Genomic DNA, 26,934 nt, shown 5'->3' on the forward strand with positions numbered 1-26,934 from the left:
GGCCCACACCACGGCAACCCACCCCACTACAGCCCACCCTGCGCAGGGCGACCGGCCCGCCGCGCCCGATGCCGTATCGACCGCCACGGGCGGAACGCTGCGGGTTTTCCCCACCTCCGCTGCCCTGATCGAAGGGCTGGCGGAACATCTGCTTGCACTGGCGCTCCGCCCGTCGGATACGCCGTTCCGTATTGCGCTGAGCGGTGGTTCCACGCCGCAGCGGCTGTACGCCCTGATGGCGAGCGCACCCTACGCCCAGCGTTTTCCCTGGCAGCGCATGCAGTTTTTTGTGGGGGATGACCGGTTCGTGCCCCATGCCCATGCCGACAGCAACGCCGGCATGTTCACCCGCCTGCTGTTCGCCCATGTGCCCGTACCGGCCGAAAATATTTTCCTCATGCCCGACAGCGGCACGCCAGAGGACGCCGCCCGCACGTATGAGGCAACCCTGCGCGGGCTTTACGGCGCCCCGAACCTGCAACCCGGAAAGCCGCTGTTCGACGTGAACCTGCTGGGGCTGGGTACGGACGGGCATACGGCCTCGCTCTTTCCCGGCCAGCCCGTGCTGGACGAACGCACCGCATGGGTTGCCACCTGCACGCCAGCCACCGCCCCGCATACCCGCCTGACCCTGACTTACCCCTGCCTGCATGCCAGCCGACACGTGATCTTTCTGGCGGAAGGGGCGGCCAAGGCCCCGGTCCTGGCCCGCGTGCGCGCAGGCGACCCCACCTGCCCGGCCAGCGCGGTCACCGCCATGGGCGATGTCACCTGGTTTGTAGACCGGCCTGCCGCATCGGAGTAACACAGGCCAACACGGTAACACGGCCCACAGGCCCCCACATCGGCCATGACATCGGCCCCGACACCATAACGAGGACACCCCCATGAGCAGCCCCCCGCCCGACCCCGCCGCCGCCTTCAAGCAGCAGGCCGCCATTGCCGCCGCCGCACTGGTCCGCGACGGCATGGCCGTAGGCCTTGGCACCGGGTCCACGGCCAAGTTCGTGGTGGCGGAACTGGGCCGCCGCGTCCGGGAGGAAGGGCTGCGGATCCGCGCCATTCCCACCTCGGTCGTGACCGAAAGGCAGGCGCGGGAGGAAGGGATCGAACTGACGACCTTCGCCAGCCAGCCCGAACTGGATATTGCCATAGACGGCGCGGACGAGATCGAACCGCGCACGCTCAACCTGATCAAGGGTCTGGGCGGCGCGCTGCTGTGGGAAAAAATCGTGGCTTCCGCCGCAAGGCAGTTCGTGGTGGTGGCGGACGCCAGCAAATATGTGGACCATCTGGGGGCGCGCTGCCCGCTACCGGTCGAGGTCATTCCCTTCGGGTGGGAAAACACCGCCCGCAAGCTGGGCCTGCTGGGCGCGCAGGTCACGCCGCGCCGCCTGCGCGACGGGTCTTTTTTCCTCACGGATGAAAAGAACCTGATTCTGGACTGCGTGTTCGGCCCGATGGAACGGCCCGAAGAAACCGCGCAGGCCATTACGGACATCGTGGGCGTGGTCGAGCACGGGCTGTTCCTGCACATGGCCACACAGACCATTACCGCCGGCCCCGAGGGGATAAAAATTCTGACGCCGCAGGCCTCCGCCACGGCCGGGCAGCCAGCCCCCCGGCCCGAGACCGGGCGCGCAGTCCAGCCGCCCGTGCCTGCTGCCGTACCTGCTGCCACACCCGCTCCCGCACAGCCTGCGGCACGCGGGATCGCACCGCGTCTGGTGGTCATCATGGGGGTTTGCGGTTCGGGCAAATCCACCGTGGCGGAAGGTCTGCACAACGAACTAGGCTGGCCCTGGCAGGATGGGGACGTGCTGCACAGCCCGCAGAACCGCGCCAAAATGGCCGCTGGCGTGCCCCTGGTGGATCAGGACCGTCAGGACTGGCTGGCCCAGTGCCACGCCTGGCTGGAACACTGCGCGGCACGGGACAGCGGGGGTATTCTGGCGTGTTCCGCGCTCAAACGCGCCTATCGCGACAAACTGCGCCGCAACGGGCTGAACCCGCTGTTCATTTACCTGCATGCCGATGTGCAGGTGCTCAACACCCGGCTTGAGGGTCGCAGCACCCATTTCATGCCGGCGAGCCTGCTGCCCAGCCAGCTTGAAACCCTTGAACCCCCGGCCCCGGATGAAGCGGCGTGGTCTTTTTCCACCCAGCACCAGCCAGCCGAAACCATTGCGCAAATCCTGCCCCGGCTCCGCGAAAGCGGGCCACAGGGCTGAACCGGCGCACACCCACCTGTAACGCGCGGGAGGAACCGTATCATGGGGCATAACTACGCCAAGCCACTGACCGTGGCCCAGAAAATGGAACGCCTGCTCGACCGCATTCCGCCGTCCTGGACGGTGGTGGTCGAGCGCCGCGCGGGGGAGGCGACATGGCGCGCCCTGGCCCACGCCCCCGGGCAGGACGGCGCGTGGAGCGACCCCGCCCCCGACCCGGCCGCCGCGCTGGAAGACACCTGGCGGCGCAACCGCACCGTGACGGTCTGACACCACCCGCGCGGCGCACCATGCCGCCGCAGCGCGCCCGTGGTGTCGGACCCCTTGCACGGCTTATGTCTATATCCTAGCGTATACAAAACGGGCGTATACAAAACAGGATAGACGACATTCATGCTTGCATACCTTGCCCGGCCCGACCGCCATTCCACCCCGCGCCCTGTGTCTGCACGCCTCATCCCCGCCCGCCCCATCTCCACCAGGCCCGGCCCAGCCCGCTCAGCCAGCCTCCGCGCTGCGGCTGCACGCCTCATTCCTATCCGCCCTGTGCCTGACCGCTGTGAGCCTGCCCACTCCGGGCCTGCATGCCTTATGCGTGCCTGCCTTGCGCCTATGCGCCTTGTGCACACCTGTATTCTACCTGCCGGTCTTGCCGCGTTCCCGCTCGTTCTGGCTCTGGCCATGTCTCCGGTAATGGCCGCGGGCATCGCCCGTGGCAGTGCGCCCCCCCTCTCCCCCACCGGCGAGAGTGGCGCCCCCGTGGCGGAACAGGGTGCGGCAGGGCAGGAAGTTACGGGGCAGGAACGGACAGTCACCGATATGGCGGGGGCCGCTGTCATGCTCAGGCCCGGTCCCACCCCCATTGCCGATCTGTGGTTCGCCCATAACGAGATTACCGTCATGCTGGGAGCTGCCGGGCGCATTGTGGTCTCGGCCGAAAACCCGAAAGACCGGCCCTGGCTGTTTCGCATAGCCCCCGTCCTGCTGCGGGCGGAGACCGGGATCAAACCCGACAGCGCCAGTGCGGAGGATCTGCTGGCCCGCCATGTGGGGCTGGTTTTTGTACCCTCCCGCGCAAGGGCGGAAGACCTGCGCCGTACGGGCCTGCCAGCACTTGCGGCCGACTACATGACCCTGCCGGACATGCTGCGTTCGCTGGACATGACGGCCCAGGCCATCGGCACCGCGCAGGCGGCTGAAACCGCAAGGCTTTACCGCCAGAAAATGGACGCCGTTACCACCCTGCTGCACCAGCGTCTGGCGTCCGTTGCCATGCAGGACAGGCCGCGCGTGCTGCATATCGCCCGGCTTGACCCCCTCCAGATCGACGGTACGGGAACGCTGATCGACGCCTGGATTCAGGCGGCGGGCGGGCGCAATGCCGCCACTGTAGGCGGCAACCACCGCCCGGTCACGTTCGAACAGATCGCGGTCTGGAACCCCGATGTCGTGATTATCGACAGCGGCGCGGGCGATATTGCCGCGTCATCCCCGCTGCATGCACTGGCCGCGTATCGCAACGCCCGCTGGTGGCGCAGCCCGCGCGGCGTGTTCGCGTGGGACCGATACGGGGCCGAAGTGCTGCTGCAACTGCAATGGGCCGCACAACACCTGCACCCCACCCTGTTCGCCGATCTGGATATTCCCGCCGCCACCCGGGATTTTTACCGTACGTTCTTCCACTATACCCTGACGGCGGATGAAACCGCGCGTATTCTCGCAGCCCAGCCCCCACCCGCACCTTAAGGGCCAACAGACCCTACCTGCTACGCCCGCAGTACAGGCCACACTGGCCGGCAAATGTGCCTGTGGGCAGGGGACAGACTTCTGGCCCGACGACATGGGCACGGCCCTGTATTTTCCCCCTGTGCGGCACATCCCGGCACGACCGGCACCCGCGCGCTTTCAGGCAGGCAGCGCACGTCGCAACCCCCGCTGAATACTGGCCGCACCACGACAGGGCCGCTACGCCACCAGAAAAGCGCATGTAAAAGGCCCGCGCGGCAGGCCGGCCTGCGCCCCTTCCCCGCGGAGTTCCCGCCAAGGAAAGCACACCTGCAAAGACCCGGCCTGCGCGACAGGGGCCTCGGCTGGATTGGCAGACGGCGTGTTTCACCCTATTCTGCCCGCAGAACGGATTGCACCGCCAAAAGGGCCGCCCTGTCGGCCCCGGGTGCGAACCGTGGAGGAACGGCCTGTGGGAATGTCTTTTTCTAAAAAGACCTAACATAAGCTGCCTCTTTCATATATCCGGGTCGCGCCAGCATGGTACGTCATCCCGGGCCAGCCTCTTGCGGCACCCGTGTCGCGCCATGTTACAGAGAGACAGGATGACCTACCCGCCCCTTACCATTGTCCATGTCGGGGACATGCCAACCGGCATACGCCTGTCGCCTACGCATTCCATCCAGCTCAAGCTGTCGAACGGCCTGACACGGCTGGGCCATCTCGTTCTCAATTTCGCGGACCGGGACGTCGCGCGCGCCAAATCCTGGACCGGCAGCCGCAAGTTCGGCCGCCGGGCGGTCAATGCGGCGCTGCTTGCCTTCTGCCGCCACCACCGGCCCGACATCGTGCTGCTGGGCCATGCGGACATGATCGCCGCCGAAACCGTAGCCGCCATCCGTGAGGAACTGCGGTCCGTGCGGGTGGGCCAGTGGAATGCCGACCCCCTGTTCGAACCCGACAACATCCGCCGGCTGCGCGGCAAGCTGGACGTGGTGGATGCAACCTTTGTCACCACGGCGGGTGCGCCGCTGGCCGCCTTGCGCGCGGGCGGGCATGCCATGAGCTTCATGCCCAACCCGGTGGATGCCTCCATCGAAAAAGGCCGCGCCGACCTGCTGCGCGACGCGCCGTTCGACCTGTTCTACGCCTGTGGCAACCCCGGCGTACCCCCGCGCGAAATCTGCGGCACAACCTGGAACATGAACGATTTCTGCACCATGCTGGCCAGCCGCCTGCCCGCCCTGCGCATGAAGCTGCCCGGTATCAACAACACGCCGCACCTCAAGGCAGCCGCCTACCAGCACGCGCTTGAACACAGCGCGATCGGGCTGAACATTTCACGCCGGGCGGATTTTCCGCTCTACAGTTCGGACCGGCTGGCCCAGATCGCGGGCAATGGCTGTGTCGTGGCCATGGAGCGCATGACCGGCTACGATGCCTATTTCGGGGAGGACGAAATGCTGTTCTTCTCCACCATCGACGAACTGAGCGAAAAGCTCGCCCATCTGGCGCAGGACCGGAACGCACGCATGCGCATGGGTACTGCGGGCCGCGCCCGCTACATGGAACGCTTTAACGAACGCGCGGTGGCGGCCCACCTGCTCGCGGTACTGACAGGTACCCGCCCGCCAGAAGACATGCCATGGTAAGCCAGCCTTTCAGCCGCGCGGCGGGTCTGGTCACGGCGGGGTATACCCACTGGCTTACATTGTGGCGGACCGACCGCAGAACCCTGCTGCATGAACAGATGCTGGCGGTTATCGGGGCGGGCTTCCTGCTTTCGCCCGAACCTGTGTGGTCGGACTTCTATTACGTGCTGGTGCTGCCGGTCGCCCTTTCCCTGGCATGGCGGGGCCGCGCGCAGGTGAACCTGCGGCACATGTCCCCCGTGCTGCTATGCGGCAGCGTGCTGGTCCTGTGGATGACAACCACGGTCCTGTGGGACGCACGCGCCCTGGCACAACCGGGCCGGATGACCCTGTGGCTATGGAACGCGTTCTGCACTTTTATCTATATTCACGCCCTGTCTGACGCATTAGGGGCCGACGCGACATTCCGCCCCCGGGTCGCGCGGGTTATGGCGCTGGCCGGGCTGGCCAATATCGTCATCAGTTTCATCATACTGGGCCTGAATCCTGCCCGGTCCTGGGCGGACGACGTACTGCGCCTGAATGGCTGGGCGGAAACACGCCACCCGATCATGGGGGCGATCGTCATTGGCATTGTGGTGCTGATGGCGCTGGACCGGGGCCTGCGCGTGGGCGGCTGGTATTACTGGCTGACCGCCATTGCCGGGCTTGTCTTTATCGGCCTGACCGGCAGCCGGGGGCCGGAAGGGGCGATCTGTGTCGCCATCACGGTGCTGCTGGGCCTGACACAGCCACGGCTGCTGGCGGTGCTGGTGCTGGGCGCCCTGCTGGCTTTGGGCCTGTTCGCCTGCCTGGACTGGCCTTTCCTGCACCACCTGCTGATAGGGCACGTGGCGCGCGGGGATTCCCACCGCCTGGCCATATGGGCGCGCTCCTGGCACGACATCCGCCAAAGCCCCTGGTTCGGCCACGGGCCGGGCTACCTGCTGGCTGGCCCGCATGAGGAATCGTTTCCGCATAACCTGCTGCTGTCCACCTGGCTGTATGGCGGCATTATAGCGCTGGGTTTGCTGGGCCTGTATATCGTGCTTGTCACGCGCCGCGCCATTGGCACGGCAAACCCGGCGGACCGTGCGCTCAACATTGCGCTGCTGGTCCAGGTGGGGCTGAGTGCGATGACCGATTTCAGCCAGGTGATCAGGGGCCCGAGCCTTATGTGGTATATCTTCTGGCTGCCAACCCTGTTCGCGGCGGCATCCCCACAGTGCCGATCTGCCGCGCGGGCAGAAGGCGGCACGCGCCACGGCATTCGGGACCGGGCATAACGCTGCCAAGTATCCGCGCGCACAAAGGTGCTGAGGCAGGCCGCGCCAGCCCCCGCAGGCCGGACGGCTCTACCCCCACAAAGCCACACGGCCTGCCGGACCTGCCCCGTGCCCATGGCGCGGCGGATGAAAACCCCACCCCCAAACACAGGCACAGGCACAAGCCCGGGCATGTGGGGCAGGTCGCACCACGTCCGGGCGGACCTGGTGGGCAACGGGGCGGGGCCGCCAATCCGTGCCCGACAGCTTCACACCCTTTTCAGCTTCGGGCCCTTTGCAGGCCCATACCCTTTACAGTTCCGTGTCCTTTACAGTTCCATGTCCGTGTTGCGTGGCCGAGCCTCATCCTGATATGGCTTGTGCATGACCGCCCTGCTGGAGCACCTGCGCACCCACCGCACGCCCACGCGCCTGCTTGTCGCCCTGCGCGCCCTGGTCAGGACGGATTCACTCTGGCTGGTGTTTCTGGCCTGTGTAACCGGCACGCTGGCGGGGCTTGCCGTAACGGTCATAACCGACACCACCCTGTTCGCGCACCATTTGCTGGCCCCGGGCCATGGGCGACTGTCCGGCCTGCCCGGCCTTGTGCCCTGGCGGGCCCTGTGCGTTCCCACGCTGGGGGGGCTGGCGCTGGGGCTGTGGCACTTTCTTGCCAACCGTGACGGCCACAGCCCTCGTCCGGTCGACCCGATCGAGGCCAACGCCCTGCATGGGGGGCGCATGTCCCTGCGCGACAGTCTTGTGGTGACAGGCCAGACCATTCTCTCGAACGGCTGCGGGGCATCGCTGGGGCTGGAGGCAGGCTTCAGCCAGATCGGGGCGGCCTTTGGTTCACGCATCGGTCGCAACCTGCGCCTGCACCGGGCGGATGTGCGCATGCTGGTGGGGGCAGGCACGGCCGGGGCCATTGGGGCCGCGTTCGATGCACCACTGGCCGGTGCTTTCTACGCGTTTGAACTCATTATCGGCTCCTATGCGTATCCGCTGCTCGCGCCCGTCGCCTGCGCCACGCTCTGCGCGCTGGCCGTTGTGCATATGACAGGCGCAATCCTGCCCGCCATGGTCATTGACACCCCCGCCACCGTCCCCCCCCTGGCCTACCCCCTGCTGGCGGCCCTTGGCCTGGCAGCGGCCCTGATCGGGGTAGCGCTGATGAAAAGTGTCGCCGCGACCGAAACCCTGCTGCGCCGGCTTGTCCGGCCCGACTGGCTGCGCCCGGCCGTAGGCGGACTGCTGGTGGGGCTGCTGGCCCTGCTGTCGCCCTCGGTCCTGTCATCGGGACATATGGCCATGCGGGCGGGACTTGTACATGCGCCGGGTCTGTCCCTTGCCGTGTGGCTGCTGCTGCTCAAGGCCGTGGCGTCCTCCATTTCCGTGGGGGCGGGGTTTCGCGGCGGGCTGTTTTTTGCGTCACTGTATCTGGGTGTGCTGGCGGGGGCGGCTTTTTGCAGCCTGACAGCCCCCTTCCTGCCCCTGCCGGTAACGCTCTGCACGGTCGCGGGCATGTGCGCGCTGGCCACCACCATTATCGGCGCGCCGCTGACCATGATCCTGCTGGCGCTGGAAACCACCCATAGCCCCGGCATGACAGCGGCCGTAGCCCTGGCCGCCATTGTCGCATCCCTGACGGTGCGGCGCATTTTTGGCTACACCTTCGCCACATGGCGGTTCCACCTGCGGGGGGAAAACATTCGCTCCGGCGTGGATGTGGGGTGGATGCGCGCGCTGACCGTGGCCCGCATGATGCGCCCGATCGTGGACAGCCTGCCCGCCGGCATGTCCGTGGCCGAAGCCCGCGCCACCTTCGCGGGGCGCATGCCGCGCTATATCGTACTGCTGGACGCGGACCAGCACTATGCCGGGCTGGTGGAAGGCACGCGGATCGGCACATTGGACGTCCCCCCCGAGCAGCCGCTCTCGGATCTGGCGGAAGCCAGGCATGAAGTGCTGGCCCCCGGTTCCTGTGTGGCGGAAGCCGTGGCCACGTTCGAGCGCACGAGCCACCCTGCCCTGGCCGTGGTGGGCGCGCAGGGCCATGTCATGGGCCTGCTGAGCGAACGCTATGTACTGCGCCGCTATGCCGAGGAACTCGAACGCACCCGCCGCGACCTGGCGGGGGAAAAATACGCCCGCTGACCCCCCGGCGGAAAAGCCGCCCGTAACGCCACGCCAAGCCTGTAGCACGGACGTGAACGGCCCCACCCCTTTTATACCGGACGGCGCGGGGCCATACTCATGCCCAGTGTCCATTCCTGCTTCCGGCCCCGCCATGACCCAGACCGCATCCGTGCCCGCCACCATGAAAGCCGTGTGCTTTGCCGAACCGGGCAATGCCGACGTCCTGCATACCGAAACCATAGCCGTACCCCAGCCCGGCCGGGGCGAGGTGCTGGTACGCGTCATGGCCGCAGGGGTGAACCGGCCCGATATCATGCAGCGCAAGGGGCTTTACCCGCCGCCGCCGGGCGCATGCCCCCGTCTTGGGCTGGAAATCGCGGGGGAGGTGGTAGCCTGTGGCCTGCCGCAGGAAGGCACCCCCATGCCCGCCATAGGCACCCGCGTCTGCGCGCTGGCCAATGGCGGCGGCTATTCCGAATACTGTTTGGTGCCCGCAGGCCAGTGCCTGCCCTGGCCCGAAGGGTTCGACGCCATACAGGCCGCCGCCCTGCCCGAGACCTATTTTACCGTCTGGTCCAACCTGTTCATGCCCGCCATCCCGCCCGCCGGTACGCGCGTGCTCATTCATGGCGGCACAAGCGGGATCGGCACCACGGCCATCCAGCTTGTGCGCGCCTTTGGCGGGCAGGTCTTCACCACCGCGGGATCGGCCGAAAAATGCGCCCTGTGCGAAACGCTGGGGGCCACGGCCATCAACTACCGCGACGAGGATTTTCAGGCCCGCGTTACCGAACTGACCAAAGGCGAGGGCGTCAATGTCATTCTGGACATGATCGGCGGCGCGTATTTCAACCGCAACCTCAAATCCCTGGCCATGGACGGCCGGCTGGTCATTATCGCCCTGCAGGGTGGGGCCAAGGCCGAGCAGGCCGATCTGGTGCGGATCATGACCCGGCGGCTGGTGGTAACCGGCAGCAACCTGCGCCCGCGCGACAGCGGCAGCAAGGCGCGGATCGCACGCGACCTGCACACCCATGTCTGGCCCCTGCTGGAGTCCGGCACCGTCAAACCGCTGATCCACGCCGTTTTCGGCCTTGACGATGCCGCCGCCGCCCACCAGTGCATGGAAGATGGCGGCCATAGCGGCAAGATCGTACTCAACGTGGCGGCGGGCTGAACGCCCGCAGGCTTGACCACGCCCGCGTCTTCAAGAATTCTGCGCGGTAATGAGCATTCCAGCCCCCCGGACCCCGCCCGCTGCCCCACCCCAGACCGGCCTGCCCGACGTGGCCCGGCGCCTGCTGGCCATTCGCGCCCGTATGGACAGCGCCGCCCGCAATGCAGGCCGCAACCCGGCGGATGTGCGGCTGGTCGCGGTCTCCAAATTTCATCCCGCGCAGGCGGTGTCAGCGGCCATGGCTGCGGGCCAGCGCGTGTTCGGCGAAAACCGCGTGCAGGAAGCCTGCGCCAAGTTCCCGCCCCTGCGCGCCACAACGCCTGACCTGCGCCTGCACCTGATCGGAGGGTTGCAGACCAACAAGGCGCGCGATGCCGTAAAGATCGCGGACATGATCGAAAGCCTAGACCGCCCTGCCCTTGCGGATGCGCTGGACCGCGCGGCCCAGGCCGAAGGCCGCATGCCCGACCTGCTGGTGGAGGTGAACACGGGGGACGAAGCCCAGAAATTCGGCGTCCCGCGCGAGCAGGCCGACAGTTTCATCCGCACCTGCCGCCAGCGCTTTGGCGCGTCGCTGCGCGGGTTGATGTGCATTCCCCCCGCCGGGCAGGACCCTGTGCCCCATTTCCGGCTTTTGCGCGCCATGGCCGGGGAACACGGGCTGGACGTGCTGTCCATGGGCATGTCGGCCGATTTCGAGCAGGCCATTGCCCAGGGCGCAACCCTTGTGCGGGTCGGCAGCGCCATATTCGGGCCAAGACCCCCCACGGTTTAAGGACCGACCCCCAATGGGGCGGGCAGCCGGTATGCCTTGCCTCGTGCCTGTGGGCCGCTTATGCAGAACAACCGGACCCGCCCTATTTCTGACGTAAAGCCCGAGGCCCCATGACCGACCCCGCCATACCGCCCAACGGTACACCCAACGGACCCGCGACATCCGGTTCCGCAGGCGATGCCGGGGGAAGTGCGCCAGCCACTACACCCACGGCGACCGGACCTGCCGGTGCTGCGGGCGCGAATACCGCGGGAAGCAGCCCGTCAGCCGCGCGCGCGGCGGCCGACGGCCACAAGCCCGACGGCAATCCGGCGGAACCACGCCGGGTCGCGGAATTTGACGCCGACCAGCCGCAGCACACCACGGCCCCGGTCGGGTTTGCGGCGCTGCTGACCGTACTGGGCGTTGTTTACGGCGATATCGGCACCAGCCCGCTTTATGCGTTCCGCTCCACGGTGGAGGTGATCTCGGGCCATCATCAGGTCGCCCCGTGGGAGATCATGGGGGTGGCCAGCCTGATCTTCTGGACGTTGATCCTGGTCGTGACCGTCAAATACGTACTGCTGATCATGCGCGCCGACCATAATGGCGAAGGCGGTATTCTGGCCATCATGTCGCTGGCGCAGCGTGTCTCGTCCAGTGCGCGAACGCGGCTTGTACTGGCCATGGTCGGGATTGTCGGCACCTGCCTGTTCTTTGGCGACGGCATTATCACCCCCGCCATTTCCGTGCTTTCGGCGGTGGAAGGGGTGGAAATCAGCATTCCCGCCGCCCATGACCTTGTCATACCCGTGGCGGTGCTGGTGATCATCAGCCTGTTCAGCGTGCAGTGGCTGGGCACGGGGCGGGTGGGCACCATATTCGGCCCGGTCATGCTGCTGTGGTTCGGCACGCTGGGCGGTGTGGGTATTGTCGAGATCCTGCAGCACCCGCATATTCTGCTGGCCCTGTCCCCCACCTATGCGATGGAATTCGTGTTCTATCACGGCAGGCTGTCCTTTCTGGCCCTTGGCTCGGTCGTGCTGTGCGTAACCGGGGCAGAGGCGCTTTACGCCGATATGGGGCATTTTGGCCGCGCGCCCATTCGCTGGGCGTGGCTGTTCTTTGTGCTGCCCATGCTGGTGCTGAACTACTTCGGCCAGGCGGCCCTGGTCATTGCCGACCCCAAGGCCCTGGCCAATCCGTTCTTCCTGCTCTGCCCGCACTGGATGCAGGGGCCCATGGTGGTGCTGTCCACGCTGGCCACGGTCATTGCCAGCCAGGCCGGGATTTCGGGCGGGTTTTCCATGTGCCGCCAGCTTATCCAGCTTGGCTACATGCCGCGCCTGCGCATTACCCACACCAATGCGGAGGAAGAAGGCCAGATTTACCTGCCCGACTTCAACCGTTTTCTCGCTGTGGGGGCGGTGCTGCTGGTGCTGGCTTTCCGCAGTTCCGACGCGCTGGCCTCGGCCTACGGCATCGCGGTAACAGGCACGTTCATCTGCACCTCGATTTTGGCGATTGTGGTTTTCCGCCGCCATTTCAACTGGCCGGCCTGGCAGGTCGGGGCGGTTTTCGGCGGGTTCATGCTGCTGGACGGCACGTTCTTCACGGCCAATGCGCTCAAGATCCCCGATGGCGGGTGGGTGCCCGTGCTGCTGGGCTGCACGCTCACACTCATGATGACGACCTGGAAAAAGGGCCGTGGGCTTATTATTGCCCGCCAGCGCCAGGACAGCCTGCCCATGGGCAGCTTTATCGCCCGCCTGCCGCAGTCACGCACCATCCGCGTGCCGGGCATGGCCGTGTTCATGACCAGCACGCCCGACTTTGTGCCCCCCTGCCTGTTGCATAACCTGCGGCACAACAAGATCCTGCATGACCACGTGCTGTTCGTGACCGTGCAGAACCTGGACCAGCCCGAAGCCGAGCGTGGCCACCGTGTGACGGTGGAGGAACTGGCGCCCGATATCTACCGTGTCATTCTGCGCTACGGGTTCATGGAAATGCCCAACATCCCCCGGGCACTTGAGGAACTGCGCGCCAACGGCGTGAACTTCGATGCGCTCCAGGCGTCCTACTTCACCTCGCGCGAGCTGATCACCCGCTCCTCCGTGCCGCGCATGTCGCGCTGGCGCATGTCCATTTTCATGTTCATGTTCCGCAACTCCACCTCCTCCATGGAGTTCTTCCGCATCCCGCCTGACCGGGTGGTGGAACTGGGCGTGAAGGTCGCGATCTGATTACGGACCATCCAGGCGGGGCCAGCGAGCCCCTTGCCCTCTACATCCACTGGCCGTTCTGCCTAGCCAAATGCCCGTACTGCGACTTCAACTCGCATGTGCGCGACGTTATTCCCCAGGCACGATTCGCGGCCGCCCTGCGCGCCGAACTGGCGCATGAGGCGGAACGGCTTGGCCGGCGGCGGCTGACCTCCATTTTCTTTGGTGGCGGCACGCCGTCGCTCATGGCGCCCGATACGGTGGCCGCCCTGATCCAGGACGCAACCACCCTGTTCGACCCGGAACCCGGACTTGAAATCACGCTGGAGGCCAACCCCACCAGCGTCGAAGCCGGGCGCCTGAACGGCTTCGCGCAGGCCGGGGTCAACCGTGTCTCGCTGGGGGTGCAGGCGCTGGACGACGACGCCCTGCGCTTTCTGGGCCGGGAACATTCCGCTCCACAGGCCCTGGCGGCGCTGGAAACCGCCCGCGCCCTGTTCCCGCGCGTGACCTTTGACCTGATCTACGCCCGCCCCGGCCAGAGCCTTGCCGCATGGCGGCGCGAACTGCGCACCGCGCTGGACCTGGTGGCGGATCATGTCTCGCTCTACCAGTTGACGATAGAACCGGGCACGAAGTTCGAGGCCCTGTACCGCTCCGGCGCGTTCGCCCTGCCCGATGACGACACCGCCGCCGCCCTGTACGAAGCCACCGCCGACATTACCCATGCCCATGGGCTACACGCGTATGAAGTGTCGAACTACGCCCGCCCCGGCCATGAAAGCCGCCATAACCTGACCTACTGGCGGTATGGCGACTATCTGGGCCTGGGCCCCGGCGCACACGGGCGAATCAGCCTTGATGGCGCGCTGTATGCCACCCGCCGCCACCGCGCGCCCGAACCCTGGGCCGAACGGGTGGAGCGCACAGGCACTGGCCAGACCACGCAGGAGGCGCTGGCCCCCACCGAACGCGCGCGTGAAATGCTGCTGATGGGCCTGCGCGTGCTCGAAGGCGTCAATCTGCAACGCTTTGCCACACGCACGGGGCTGAAACTGGCGGAAGCCGTGGACCCCACCATTCTGGCCGCCGCGCTGGAAGAAGGCTACCTGACCCTGGACCCCACACCGGCACAGGCACAGGCACAGGCACAGGCCGCTACGGCCAGCCACACAACCACCCCAAGCCCGCATGACCCCAGCACGCCAAGCCCGAGCACGCGCGCACAAGCCAGCATGCCAACCGGCCTGCATACCGCCCCGAACAATGGCACAGAAACCGCGACCGGCGCGGCAGGCGGCACAGGCACAGGCACAGGCACAGGCACAGGCACAGGCACACCTCCCCCCAGCCTGCACGCAGCGCAAGTCCTGCGCGCCACCCCGGAAGGACGCCTGCGGCTGGAGGCCCTGCTGGCAGCCCTGGTGCTTTAGCCGGGACCCGGACCCGCGTTATCCGCCCGCCTGCCCTATGCCACGGCACGGACTGCCCCTATGCTGGGTGCATGCTGAACCTTATCAAGCTTGTTGTCGGCGTTGCATCGCTTGAAGAGCTGGCCGCGCGGCAAAAACTCCCACACAACACCCGCCGGATCGACGGCCACGCCGAACCGCTGCCGGTGGTGCATACACGCAGCTTTCCCCGCCAGGCGGAAACCCTGCTGGCGGGCGGTTCGCTTTACCGCGTCATTGGCGGGCTGATCCTGTGCCGGCAGGAACTGCGCGATATCCGCACCGAAACGCGCGAAGATGGCACGAACGGCACGCTGCTATTGCTTGCCCCCCGGATCATCCCGGTAGAACCCCGCCCCATGCGACCGTTCCAGGGCTGGCGCTACCTCAATGCCGCAGATGCCCCACCAGACCTGACCCATGCCGCGACAACGGCTCCGCTACCCACGACGCTGCTCAGGGAACTGACCCAACTGGGCCTGTAAACGGGCCATGCCCCGCACGGCCCGTTACCGTGTGCCGCAGGGTCTGGAAAAAACTGTAAAAAAGATGCGTCTTGGCGCTTGACGCTCCCGCCAAACCTCTCTAAACGAAGCGTCAACACAGCCTCTGTCCCGTTCGTCTAGAGGCCTAGGACACTGCCCTTTCACGGCGGCAACACGGGTTCGAATCCCGTACGGGACACCACTGATTTACCGGGTTTTTAAAAAACCATCCCCATAAATCTCTGGTTTTTTGCATCGTTTTTGCACCATCGCAAGACGCATGCTGCTGTGTCATCAACACTGATGATGCTCTCTTTCCAGCCAGGTCGGCGGCAAACGCGCATAAATTCGCCCAGCGGCAAAATTCTCCCCAGAGCGGGTCCCCCGCCACAGGCCCCAACCCGATACGGCGCGTAAGGTGGCCGAATAACCGCATGCGACCGGCAGACCTGCCCGACTGCCGCGCTGGCACGATGCCGGTTCAATGAAACAGCCACCAGGACATGATAGCTGGCTGTTATCCTGACGGCCGGCAATGGCAACCTCAAGCAAAGACGAGCCACACCGTCCGTCGGCGGCATGAACAGCAAAAAGACGTCTGGATACCGTGGCTTTTCTAATAGCCGCCTGCGGAATACCTTCAGCCCCGGCCTCGCCCCCGCCATCATGCAGCGTCAGCAAGCATAACCACCACGTACAACGGGCCCCGATGCGGTCATCGCCACCGAGGGTGTTAACCTGGCTCCGGCGCCTGTGGTCAATCCTCCGGACCCGTCCTTGCACATGCCGCGCCCGGATCGGCAATATTCCTTGACCCCATCAGAGGAAACACACACCCGCTTCTGACTGAATCGGGCATAAGCACCATCCGATCGTGGCAGGGCCATGCCACGTTCACCTGCGCGCTGTCGTCGCCGCAGAATATGAGCCCGCAGGCAATTAATTGCTGTTTGGTCTCGTTGGAGCGGCGCATGTTTTAACACACGTTACCGCGCAGGAGAGCCTCCATGACAGCCACGTTCGATTCCAAAACCATCACCCATGAACTGGAAACCGACATCCTTGTAATCGGTGGTGGCACAGCGGGTCCCATGGCGGCCATCAAGGCGCGCGAGCGTAACCCCGCATTGCGCGTCGTGCTTATGGAAAAGGCGAACGTCAAACGCTCGGGCGCAATTTCCATGGGCATGGACGGGCTCAACAACGCCGTGGTGCCCGGACATTCCACACCCGAGCAATACGTTCGTGAAATTACCGCCGCCAATGACGGCATTGTCGAACAGGCCAATGTGATGGCCTACGCGGAACGCAGCTTTTCGATGATCGAGTATCTCGACTCACTGGGAGTAAAGTTCGAGCGTGACGACACGGGCGACTACAACGTACGCAAGGTACACCATATGGGCAGCTATGTGCTGCCCATGCCCGAGGGACACAATATCAAAAAATCCCTTTATCGGACACTGCGCCGACTACGCGTGGAAATTACCAACCGCTTTATGGCAACGCGCCTCTTGCTCTCGCCTGACGGGAAGATCGCAGGGGCCATCGGGGTCAACACACGGACAGCGGAATTCGTGGTTATTCGCGCCAAGGCCGTCATTCTGGCTTGCGGAGCAGCGGGGCGCCTTGGCCTGCCGGCCTCGGGCTATCTGTTCGGCACTTACGAAAACCCGACAAACTGCGGTGATGGCTATGCCATGGCCTTTCATGCCGGAGCCGCGCTCACCAATCTGGAATGCTTCCAGATCAATCCGCTGATAAAGGATTACAACGGCCCCGCCTGCGCCTATGTGACCGGTCCGTTCGGTGGTTATACCGCCAACGCCCGAGGGGAACGCTTTATCGAGTGCGACTACTGGAGCGGGCAAATGATGCTTGAGTTCTACAACGAACTTCATGGCGGACGTGGCCCCGTCTACCTCAAGCTCGACCATCTTGCCGAGGAGACGATCAGCACCATAGAGACAATCCTGCATACCAACGAACGGCCAAGCCGCGGTCGTTTTCATCATGGGCGGGGCACCGATTATCGCCAGCAGATGGTGGAAATGCATATTTCGGAAATCGGTCTGTGTTCGGGGCATAGTGCGTCGGGTGTGTGGGTGGACGAACGAGGGCGCACCACGGTGCCCGGGCTGTACAGCGCCGGTGACATGGCGAGCGTGCCCCACAACTACATGCTGGGCGCGTTCGTGTGCGGCGCCTACGCGGGGGAAAGTGCTGCCGATTACTGTGCACAGACCGAACTTGCCAGAACAGATCCCGACTTTATCGCTCAGGAACAGCAGCGCGTGCTCGCACCGAGCCGGCGTGACAATGGCCTGACGCCCTACGAGGTCGAATACAAGATCCGTCGCATCGTGAATGACTATCTCCAGCCCCCCAAGGTTACGCAGAAAATGCTGACCGGGCAGCAACGACTGCGCGAGATTGCACACGATCTGGACAGTCTGGTCGCCCGCGATCCTCATGAGCTGATGCGCGCCATGGAAGTACATTCCATTCTGGACTGTGCGCTGATGGCGACGGCTGCCTCCCTCTTTCGTGAAGAAAGTCGCTGGGGCCTGTATCATTACCGGGTCGACCACCCCGAACGAAACGACCAGGACTGGTTCTGTCACACGCTGCTTACCAAAGCAGCCGATGGCGGCACACACAGCACAAAACGTCCCGTAAGTCCGTATATCGTAGATATGCCCAAGGAAGATTCAAACGCCTACGATCGGCTGCGTATTCCCCAGCTATCCTCGTAACGCGGATCGAATGCGATCGCAGCCGTAAGATCCAAACTGCCTAAATCTTTTGATGAAAGATCGATCATGTCACTTGCGAGTTTTGCCACCAGTGTTCCCGTGACTGTGGATACGGAAAAATGCATTGCGGACAAAGGGTGTACGGCTTGCGTGGACTCATGCCCGCTGGATGTGCTGGCTATCGACCTCACGCAGGGCACCGCCTACATGCGTTATAATGAATGCTGGTATTGTCTGCCGTGCGAGGCTGACTGCCCGACCGGCGCAGTCGCCGTATCCATTCCCTATCTGCTACGGTGAGAGGTCATGAGCATTTTTGAAACAGACACTGAAGATCTCGACATCCTGTTCGACCAGCTTGAACACCCCGATGCCACAACCCGGCGCGTGGCCATTCTGGCCCTGGCCGATTGCGGCCATGAGGACGCCGCCGCCCCCCTGATCCGCCGCCTGAACGATATCGAGCCTGATCTGCGCGCGGAAGCGGCCAAAGCGCTGGGCAATTTCCATCTGACCTGCGTGGCACCGGCTTTGGTGCAGGCGCTGCACGATCCTGTCGCCGCTGTACGCGAGGCAGCCGCCACGGCCCTGCCGGACGTGGTGACACAGCAGCACGAACAGGTTCTGCTGGCCGCGGCAGTCCACCCGACGCCGTTCGTTCAGGCCGTTGCGTTGCGGGCTCTTATTCCACTGCGCACACCTGCCGCCTTTCCTGTCGCCGCCGCCGCCCTGACCGGCACGCCCGACACCGCACCAGACACCGGGAGCGATACCGGGACCGATACCCGCCGGGCCGCTGCCGCGTTACTGGGCTGGCTGCGCACAGAGGCCGCCGGTGCATTGCTTGTCCAGGCCGCACGCACGGACCCGGACAGCGAGGTGCGCCGCACTGCAATCGGCGCATTGACAGATGGCCCGGACGTCGAAGCCACGATCCGGCATGCCCTGTCGGACCCGAGCTGGCATGTGCGCGAAGTGGCCGCCCAACGCGCGGGGCGGCTTGGACTGCGTGCCGCATTGCCCGAACTGGCACAGGCCATGACAGATGACTACTGGCAGGTCCGCGTCAAAGCGGCGGCGGCCCTGGGACAGCCCGGCCTGACTGAAGCCATTCCGATACTGGCACCAGCCCTTTCATCCCCTATCAGCACACTCCGCAAGGAGGCAGCAGCCGCCTTGGGGGCGATCGGTGACTCAGCCGCAGTACCCTTGCTTGAAGAGCTCGTGAATGATCCCGATCCCGAAGTACGCAAGCTGACCCGCAAGGCACTGGCGGAGCTTGCTCGTATAACCTGAATTTCAGTCCCCGGCGTTCAGCGCATGGTCCAGCTTACACCGTCACGCACGCCAAGCTGGGCCATATTCGGATCGATGGCTTATGGGAGACCCATAGCGGCTGTAACAGTCCCAGCCGCGTAACGGGTTTACAGATTGCTTTCAATTCCCATACCCAGACGTTTGAGAACGGCAGGGGCCAGAATGATCATCTGCTTTCCCTCTCGACCCAATACACCCTTTTTAAGAAAGCGGCTCATGCTCGCTGTCACCCACTGTCGCGTGCTGCCAATCAGCATACCCAGTTCCTCATGCGACAGATGGTCCGGCAACACACGACCGTCGGCGCTGAGTTCTGCAAGGTTAAGCAGCACCTGCGCAAGCCGTTCGATGGCCGAACGCGTGGCAAGCATCTGCAAAAGGGCTGAATAACACCGCCCTTTATGGGCCAGGGCATGAACCAGGGCCAGCGCGAAAGCCGGGCATTGCAGGGTCATTTCACGCGCTGCCTGGGCGGACAGATATAACGCCTCGACTGGCTCCAGGGCCTCCCCCGACCATATATGGCGACCGCCGCTGAAAATTTCCGGTCCACCCACAAAATTACCGGGCGGCCACATTGCCAGCGTAATCTCGCGCCCGTTAGGGCCTGCGTAATACGTACGCACACTACCGCTACGGATAATGAAAATACCACCATGCGGATCTCCCTGCCTGAACAGGGTGTCGCCCAATTTAAACGTGACCTGTTTCCCGGCCTGGAACAGCAGGTTTCTTTCAGACTCTTTCAGCGCTTCCAGAATATACGGTTCACCCTGAAGATCGGGAATGGCCTCGTACAACGCCATTGCCCGATACGGCCTGCCTGACTGTAAACGACGCGGCATCAGTGTTCCTGTACTGCATGAGGCAATTCCACCTCAACATCCTGATGGAACCGGGCGAAAGCGCGGGTCGCGCTCCAGAACAGCAAAGCGGCCAGAACGCTGCCAGCCGCCGCCACGAAGGCACTGGCCTGCGAAAGCGCACCGGGGCCAGAAAACTGCCGGGCGAGCAAAGCGCTTGCCAATGGGCCAAGACTCATGGCCAGCAGATTGACAATAGCCGTGTAGAGAGCCGTGACACGCCCCAGAATGGCAGGCGGCACAATGTCCTGAAGCAGACCGGGCGCAAGGCCCCACACAAAGCTGGAAAAAAAGAAGAAAATGGCGCAGACCACCATCGATGTCACACTGTCCGTCACCAGACTCAAGGCCAGACCCGACAGGCTCATGCCTATGGCGGCAATCAGCGCAACCAGCATCTTGCTTCCGGCAACGCCACGCCGCGCATAAAAATCCGCCAGAACGCCGCCGGTCAGGGACCCGGCGGGGCCGACCACAAGTGCCAGCCCCCCCATGGTCTGCCCCACCTCCACCAGAGACCAGTGATACTGGCGGACGAAAATCAACGGAATCCAAGCCGAAAGAGCGTAGCTCGCAAAACAGATCGCGGTGAACCCGACATGATGAAGTGAGAGCAGAACCGGCTTTTCACGATACAATGCAACAAGGGGTTTGATATCCAGCAGGTGCGCATTCTGCGCCACGCTCTCCGAACGCCTGACCCGGATGAACGCCACGATCACGGCAGTCGGCAGCCCGGCCAGACCGGCGAAAATCAAGGTCATCCGCCATGGATGCAGCGCCCCGACAACAGGTACCCACGCGGAAATATCCTGCGCATAGCGGGTGACGATACTCGCCAAAAAGCCCGACGCGGCACTCCCCACAAATAATCCTGTCGCAAAAACAGCCAGTGGCAGGCCGCGTTTTTGTGGGGGGAAGCAATCCCTCATGACCGATGTTGCCCCCGGCAGCAGGGTAGCTTCCCCAACACCGACCAGCACACGGCAGAGAAACAACTGCGCAAAATTCTGGCTGACGCCGCAGAGTATCGTCGCGACACTCCATACAAAAATGCCGCCCGCGATCACCAGACCACGTTGGCGCGTATCGACAAAATAGGCGACCGGCAGCCCGAACCCGGCGTAGAACACCGCGAACGAAAAACCTTGTAAAAGGCTAAACCGGACGTCGCCAATCATCAGGTCGGCTTCCATCGGGGCTGCCAGAACACCCAGAACCCCACGGTCCAGAAAAGACAGTGCATACGCAAACGACAAGACAATGCACACCAGCCACGCCGTACGAGCGGTCGGTCGTGTGTGAGTGATGGTCGCCCGGTGCCTGTCAGTATCCTGCGCCGCGTACAATGCGTGATCCGTTTCCATGTTACTTACAGCTCCGCCAGGAATTTTCTGAAATCTTGCTCCATGCTCCAGGCGGGCAAGCATGGATAACGGCCAATCACGACCAGACCGCCTTGTGTCTCGATATCGGTTTTTACAAGCGAATGCCTCGTGCCGGCCTTCTGCACGACGCTGTAATACGCATCGCCTCGCAAACGCACCACGCCTTTCACACGCACGACCTCCGGCACAAAATCCGTGAGCCAGCGCTCGATCTGTGAACGATCCATCGGGAAAACGCCGTCTTGTGTCTCTGGCGTCCAATACCAGTGCCAGAACGGTGGCCCCCGACCGGCGGTCGGCTCCGTTGCCTCGCAATGAAACGCCGTGTGCGTCGATCCTGGGCGATGGTCCAACGCGGTATCGCTGTCAGCAAGAGGCGCGAAACAGGCATGATCCTCCACACCCCCCAGGACGATATGCGCGCACTCGACCCCCAACGCCCGCAATGCGTCCAGCGTTTCATTATACACATGCACCGGAGCTATATCGACATGACTCATCATGATGCGATCCGCCCGCGCAACCTGTCGCCGCACCGTGTCATGGAGATAACGATCTTTTAAAAGATTTTGAAAATCCAGAGCATTTACAACCGTAACAACCGCTCCAGGTGTTACGTTATTTTCAAGCGTTACGATTTGCGCTGTCTTGCGCGGGTCTGATACACCGCTGGTTTCAACAAGAATTCGCTGCATATCCGGAGCGACTGCCTGCAACCGTGCGAGCGCTCCGCCAAGATCGTCGCCCATCGTGCAACAGACACAGCCATTGGTAAGACCGATAACGTCGCCACCGCGGCTGGCTATCAGCGTCTCGTCAATATTCAATGCGCCAAAATCATTGACGATGACGCCGGTTCTGGACTCACTATCCGTCATAAAGCGGTTGATGGCTGCGGTCTTTCCCGCCCCCAGAAATCCGCCAATAATATGGACAACAGGCTTCACGCGGCATCCGCCGGGAAATACTGCCCCGAAAAAAGAGTTCCGCGCACGGCTATCGTGCGTAAATCCACAGCCGGTTCCTCAAACGGGTCGGCATCCAGCACCGCCATATCGGCGAATTTGCCGATTTCCAAACTCCCCACAAGATGATCGAGGTGCAAGGTATAGGCCGCCCCGAGCGTAACGGCCCGCAGAGCGTCATGCACCCCTATCGCCTCCTCCACGCCAAGCACGCGCCCTCCTGCTGTCAGGCGCTCAACAGCGCACCATGCGGTGAAAAGAGGGGCCAGCGGGGTAACCGGTGCATCGGAATGCAGAGCCAGCGCGATACCGTGATCGAGCGCAGTGCGGGCAGCATTCATCCGTTTGGCGCGTGGCAGGCCAAGCGTCTTTTCCACATGCTGGTCACCCCAGTAAAAAATATGATTGGAAAACAGGTTACAGCAGAGCCCCAGTGCGGCGATACGCCTGAACAGGGCTGTGTCGGGCAACTGGCAATGCTGAAGCGTGTGGCGATGATCGGGGCGGGGCAGCCGGCTCAGAACCCTGCCCAATATCGTGACGGCAAGTTCCGTTGCCTCATCACCATTGGTGTGAATATGTAGCTGCACACCCGCTCCATGGAGACGTTCCACAATCTCCTCAAGCTGGGCGGGGGCTACGTACCAAAGTCCGTTCGGCGCGCCGTTATAGTAACCCGGCCAGCGCAGTCGGGCTGTAAAACCCTGGATCGAGCCGTCAAGAATAAGTTTGACCGCTCCAAAATAGAGTTTTTCATCTGAAAAACTTTTGACCTCATTCAGCCGTTCCAGCGCCTTGTCACCGGGATACAACAGGGCACCAAGAGCCGGCACCATACGCAGGGGGATCGTTCTGTCCTGCGCCGCCGCACGGTAGGCTGCGACCGTCGCGTCTGACATGTCCGAAAACAGATCGGCCGCCGTCGTTACCCCCGCCCGCCGCGCAATGCGCGAAAAGGCCTGAATGTCAGACAGCCCCAGCGCCTGCGAAAAGGCGCTTTCACCCACAACACGCTGGGCACGATTGATCAGTTCCGGCCCCGTCAATTCGCCAGTGGCGCTTCCATCCGACTGTCGGAACACGCCATCCACATCGGATGTGTCCGTAATTCCAATCCGGGACAGAACAACCGAGTTCACTGTAATGATATGCCCCGAAGCGTGGGTCACAATAATCGGTCGGGTGTCTGACACATGATCGAGATCGACCCGCGTCAATCGACTGTCGGGCAGATAGATCGGGTCGAACCCCCACGCGCCGATCACATCGCCACGGGTCTCAGCCGCTCCCTGTCGCAGCGCATTGAGCACGGCCACTTTTGTTTTGAGGCCAGGATGTATACGCCCGTCCGGGCCCTGCCGATCAAAAAAACCCAGGTAAATATAGGACCATGCACGACCTTCCATAAAATGGCAGTGCCCTTCGACAAAGCCCGGAATTAGAACAGAGTTCTCAAAGCGCCTGTCGATTACGGCGTCCTGCGGACAATCCTCCGCATCGCCAACGGCCAAAATACGTCCGTTCTGGTGCACCAGATGGGTCGCTACCGGGCGCCGATCATCCATCGTGTAGATGCGGCGCGCGATTAACACTGTTTTCTCGTCCATATAGCCCTCATATACCCAACAGCACGCCAGACGCGTTCGGGCACCCAGATCAGACAGTTCCACCGCCAGACAGATAATATCCTGACGGTGGAACTTTACAGTTTACAGCTTGTAGGTGAACTCGCCGCCGAACATAGCCGGGTCGGCAAGCTGACCATAAAAAACCTCGCCAGTCGCAGAGGGCGTGATACCCACGTAGTATCTCTTGTCGAGCATGTTGTGCCCCCAGAAGCTCAAATCCCATTTCCCGGATTCGGGGCGAATGCCGATATGACCGTTCAGGACACCATAAGGTTTGACAAGCGTATATATGGACTCGGTCGGGTCTGAGTAGAAGCGCGATCTGTAGCTATAATCGGCCCCCACATAGAACAGGATGCGGCTCCAGAAATCTCCGCTATTCCGGGTAAGACGCCTTACTGGAACCGTATAGTCGAGACCGGCCGTGAGATTCCACTTAGAATTCAGCGGGATCTGATTGCCGGTCAGGCTGTAAACCGACTTGACGTTCGCGGACTCAGCCGGCTGGGTGGAATTGGCGAAGTTCGCATAGAACGCATCGGTATAGGACGCGGACACGCGCCCTTCCAGCCCGGGCAGAATGACACCGCGCGCATCAACCTCGAAACCACGAGAAACGACGTGCGGCGCATTGATAAGATAGGAGATTACCGAATTGGTGGTCGGCAGATAATACCCGCCGCTAGTAATGTAATTATGAACATTGTTCCAGAAGGCGGCTGTATTGACAAGGAGCCGTTTGTTGAAGAACGCATTTTTCACGCCGAATTCGAACATGTCGTTCAGTTCCGGCTTGACGGTCGTTTTCATGCCTTGAGACGTATTCAGATTGGCAATATTGATACCGCCGTCCCTGACGCCGCGGCTATAGGTCGCATACAGCAACGTGGTCTCGACCGGGCGGTACACAAGGCTCAGGCTGCCACTGGGCTGAACCTGGCTGTAGGACGCGGAATAGCTCGTGGGTGCTCCCAGAATGCTTTTGGCCAGGGTTTCGCCAAGCGCATTCGACGCCACGATCTGCGACGAATACCCACCCGATTTATTGACATATGAAACACGCACGCCGCCTTCGAGCGAGAGTTTTGGCGTAATGCGGTATTTCAGTCGGGCATATCCTGCGACGTCGTTCGTAATAACGTTGTCATGGGCGAGAAGAGTTCCGCCACTCAGCGAGTCGTAATAGACATTGTGCGCATAAGGGGTGCCATAGAGATAATATTGCGCACCCTGATAGGTAAGGGCATTGCGGATATAATCAGGCACTTCCTCATACATATAGAATATGCCGGCTGAAAACTGGAGCGGCCGGTTTGTGGGCGAAGAAATCTTGAGTTCCTCCGTCGCGTGCTGTTCGTAAACCTGGTTGTTGCCGGCAGACATGGTCTTCAATCCCGGGATTGTTCCCAGACCACCCGAAAAGCCGTTTTTCGGGTACCAGAACCATGTATGCCACGCCGCGATATTTTCCAGCGTCCACGAACTGGGCAGTTGATAGGTCGTGTCGAGCGAGACGCCGAACGTCTGCTGACGCACGCCCTGGCTGCCCGTTGCGGGACCACTCACAAGCATGTCGCGTATCTGATGGGCCGGAACCGGGTTTCCACCGGCCGCAGCGGATCTTTCAGCAAACGTGCCGCTGACAGGCGCACCGTTGGCGTAGTGAGTCAGGGTGTTCGTCAGAACCGAGACGCAGCAGCTTTCACGCAGGTCCGAATAATCCGCGATCAACCGGATCGTCAGTGCATCGGTCGGCTTTGCCAGAATCTGCCCCTTAACCCCAAGGTCATGGTAGTCGTGATAGTCGCGGTTGGTGACGACGTTTTTCATATACCCGTCGTGATTGATCGAGAAACCGGAGAGACTGTAAGCAACCTTGTCGCTATGACCGACCGCCCCCGTTGCCCGAAGGCGGACATTCGCGGTATTATAGCTGCCGTAATCGCCGGTAATGCTATATTGCCGGGTAAAAGACGGCGCCAGCGTATTGATGTTGATGACGCCGCCATCATTGTCGACGCCCCCGCGCGTTGCCTGCGGGCCCTTCAGGACTTCGATTTCCGACAGATCGCTGATATCGCCGATAACGGCGCCGGGCCGCGTCTGATAGACACCGTCGATATAAACCGTTGTCCCGTTTTCCAGCCCGTCCTGCGCGGTCGAACTGAAATTGCCGAGCCCGCGAACATTGATAGCCACGTTACGCGGATTTGTGATCTGCATCGAAACGGAAGGCAGAAGTTTTGTTGCCTGTAGCAGGTTCGTGATCTGGTTTGCCTGGAGATCCTTCGCGGTAACGGTCGTCACCGCAATGGGATCATCCTGGCGCGCAAGAACCTGCCGTCGCGAGAGCGGGATAGACGCATGCACCGTCAGTTGCTCGGCGTCCTTGGCCGTTATTGCGGTTTTTCGAGATTTCGCCGCAGTTCGCGCCGCCGCCGATTGTGACGCCGGGGTAGCATGTTTTGCGGGCTTGGCCTTGTCACCGGCATGCAGGCCGCGCCTGGATGCTGCCTCCGCACCATGAAAAGGTACAAGGACGATAAGCGCAAAACCGTAAAGGGGAATACGGCTTATACCTGCTCCAGAGAAACGCCTGGTCCAGATCGGCGGCAATCGAGTCTTATTGTGGAGCATATCAGCCTCTAAAATACGAGATATTGTGAGGCCGAATAAACCACGGTACATATTGGTGACACAATGATAAAATACACTTTTAATCGCACAATATGAAAATAATTATAATTCCACTGATCTGTGTTGTTTTTTTGACGATGCGATGGAGCCCACCCGGCAGGACGCCGGGATCGTTCTGGTCTGCAAACAATCGACCAGACCGGAGCAGTCCGCTCGCTCAACGCGCATGGGTCACAACTGTATCGTGTCAAAGCATGTTATGCCGAACGCATTGAACCCCATACTGCACGACACGCT

General features: G+C 62.7%; 19 protein-coding genes, 1 tRNA gene and 2 pseudogenes. 17 read left to right on the plus strand and 5 right to left on the minus strand.

All coding sequences use genetic code 11. From position 1 onward, the window contains the following. Positions 1–124: 124 nt before the first annotated feature. From pgl to ABF990_RS11090, 17 genes and pseudogenes are all read left to right on the plus strand, one after another. Positions 125–805: a 6-phosphogluconolactonase gene (pgl, locus tag ABF990_RS11010; protein WP_415506614.1), complete on the plus strand. Its 681-nt coding sequence runs from the start codon at positions 125–127 to the stop codon at positions 803–805. Positions 806–887: 82 nt separating this feature from the next. Beyond that, positions 888–1,592 (plus strand): annotated as a pseudogene (rpiA, locus tag ABF990_RS11015) (ribose-5-phosphate isomerase RpiA); the annotation flags it as partial. A gap of 144 nt (positions 1,593–1,736) precedes the next feature. Next, complete coding sequence (locus tag ABF990_RS11020) at positions 1,737–2,231, plus strand: gluconokinase (RefSeq protein WP_415506615.1); 495 nt, start codon at positions 1,737–1,739, stop codon at positions 2,229–2,231. 42 nt (positions 2,232–2,273) lie between these two features. Next, positions 2,274–2,501, plus strand: coding sequence for a hypothetical protein (locus ABF990_RS11025; protein ID WP_415500988.1), 228 nt, complete (start codon positions 2,274–2,276; stop codon positions 2,499–2,501). 342 nt (positions 2,502–2,843) lie between these two features. Further along, a complete protein-coding gene (locus ABF990_RS11030) occupies positions 2,844–3,977 on the plus strand; it encodes a sugar ABC transporter substrate-binding protein (RefSeq protein ID WP_415500987.1) in 1,134 nt (377 codons plus the stop codon). Positions 3,978–4,561: 584 nt separating this feature from the next. After that, a complete protein-coding gene (locus tag ABF990_RS11035) occupies positions 4,562–5,608 on the plus strand; it encodes a glycosyltransferase (RefSeq protein ID WP_415500986.1) in 1,047 nt (348 codons plus the stop codon). Further along, the gene (locus ABF990_RS11040) at positions 5,602–6,873 is read left to right on the plus strand and encodes an O-antigen ligase family protein (protein WP_415500985.1); all 1,272 of its coding nucleotides are present in this window, start codon (positions 5,602–5,604) and stop codon (positions 6,871–6,873) included. The genes ABF990_RS11035 and ABF990_RS11040 overlap by 7 nt, the downstream gene beginning before the upstream one ends. A gap of 363 nt (positions 6,874–7,236) precedes the next feature. Continuing rightward, positions 7,237–9,009 (plus strand): chloride channel protein, encoded by a 1,773-nt coding sequence (locus ABF990_RS11045; RefSeq protein ID WP_415506608.1) that lies wholly within the window; start codon positions 7,237–7,239, stop codon positions 9,007–9,009. A 133-nt stretch (positions 9,010–9,142) separates the two neighbouring features. Further along, positions 9,143–10,168, plus strand: a complete 1,026-nt coding sequence (locus tag ABF990_RS11050) for an NAD(P)H-quinone oxidoreductase (RefSeq protein ID WP_415501054.1) — start codon at positions 9,143–9,145, stop codon at positions 10,166–10,168. Between the two features lie 49 nt (positions 10,169–10,217). Beyond that, complete coding sequence (locus tag ABF990_RS11055) at positions 10,218–10,943, plus strand: YggS family pyridoxal phosphate-dependent enzyme (protein WP_415506609.1); 726 nt, start codon at positions 10,218–10,220, stop codon at positions 10,941–10,943. A gap of 110 nt (positions 10,944–11,053) precedes the next feature. Further along, positions 11,054–13,168 (plus strand): potassium transporter Kup, encoded by a 2,115-nt coding sequence (locus tag ABF990_RS11060; RefSeq protein WP_415500468.1) that lies wholly within the window; start codon positions 11,054–11,056, stop codon positions 13,166–13,168. Continuing rightward, a pseudogene (gene hemW, locus ABF990_RS11065) lies at positions 13,168–14,301 on the plus strand (radical SAM family heme chaperone HemW); the annotation flags it as partial. The gene ABF990_RS11060 and the pseudogene hemW, both read left to right, overlap by 1 nt. Positions 14,302–14,651: 350 nt before the next feature. Continuing rightward, a complete protein-coding gene (locus tag ABF990_RS11070) occupies positions 14,652–15,083 on the plus strand; it encodes a DUF1489 family protein (RefSeq protein ID WP_415500469.1) in 432 nt (143 codons plus the stop codon). Between the two features lie 126 nt (positions 15,084–15,209). Further along, positions 15,210–15,285: transfer RNA gene (locus ABF990_RS11075), tRNA-Glu, on the plus strand. A gap of 805 nt (positions 15,286–16,090) precedes the next feature. Further along, positions 16,091–17,839: a fumarate reductase/succinate dehydrogenase flavoprotein subunit gene (locus ABF990_RS11080; RefSeq protein ID WP_415500470.1), complete on the plus strand. Its 1,749-nt coding sequence runs from the start codon at positions 16,091–16,093 to the stop codon at positions 17,837–17,839. A 66-nt stretch (positions 17,840–17,905) separates the two neighbouring features. Beyond that, positions 17,906–18,139, plus strand: a complete 234-nt coding sequence (locus ABF990_RS11085; RefSeq protein WP_415500471.1) for a ferredoxin family protein — start codon at positions 17,906–17,908, stop codon at positions 18,137–18,139. 6 nt (positions 18,140–18,145) lie between these two features. After that, complete coding sequence (locus tag ABF990_RS11090; RefSeq protein WP_415500472.1) at positions 18,146–19,135, plus strand: HEAT repeat domain-containing protein; 990 nt, start codon at positions 18,146–18,148, stop codon at positions 19,133–19,135. 128 nt (positions 19,136–19,263) lie between these two features. Here the strand turns inward: ABF990_RS11090 and ABF990_RS11095 are convergent, their stop codons facing one another. The 5 genes from ABF990_RS11095 to ABF990_RS11115 all read right to left on the minus strand — a co-directional run bounded on the left by ABF990_RS11095 (position 19,264) and on the right by ABF990_RS11115 (position 26,688). Then, positions 19,264–20,001: a Crp/Fnr family transcriptional regulator gene (locus ABF990_RS11095; protein ID WP_415500473.1), complete on the minus strand. Its 738-nt coding sequence runs from the start codon at positions 19,999–20,001 to the stop codon at positions 19,264–19,266. Continuing rightward, on the minus strand, positions 20,001–21,278 hold the full coding sequence (locus ABF990_RS11100) for an MFS transporter (protein WP_415500474.1): 1,278 nt from the start codon (positions 21,276–21,278) through the stop codon (positions 20,001–20,003). Before ABF990_RS11100 ends, ABF990_RS11095 begins: the two co-directional genes overlap by 1 nt. A 113-nt stretch (positions 21,279–21,391) precedes the next feature. Beyond that, positions 21,392–22,354 (minus strand): CobW family GTP-binding protein, encoded by a 963-nt coding sequence (locus ABF990_RS11105; protein WP_415500475.1) that lies wholly within the window; start codon positions 22,352–22,354, stop codon positions 21,392–21,394. Continuing rightward, positions 22,351–23,964 carry an amidohydrolase gene (locus ABF990_RS11110; protein ID WP_415500476.1) on the minus strand — a complete coding sequence of 538 codons (1,614 nt, stop codon included), beginning with the start codon at positions 23,962–23,964 and terminating at the stop codon, positions 22,351–22,353. The genes ABF990_RS11105 and ABF990_RS11110 overlap by 4 nt, the downstream gene beginning before the upstream one ends. 117 nt (positions 23,965–24,081) lie before the next feature. After that, positions 24,082–26,688 carry a TonB-dependent receptor gene (locus ABF990_RS11115; RefSeq protein WP_415500477.1) on the minus strand — a complete coding sequence of 869 codons (2,607 nt, stop codon included), beginning with the start codon at positions 26,686–26,688 and terminating at the stop codon, positions 24,082–24,084. Positions 26,689–26,934: the final 246 nt, after the last annotated feature.

The sequence above is a fragment of the Acetobacter sp. genome (assembly GCF_047723915.1).
GTDB lineage: Bacteria > Pseudomonadota > Alphaproteobacteria > Acetobacterales > Acetobacteraceae > Acetobacter.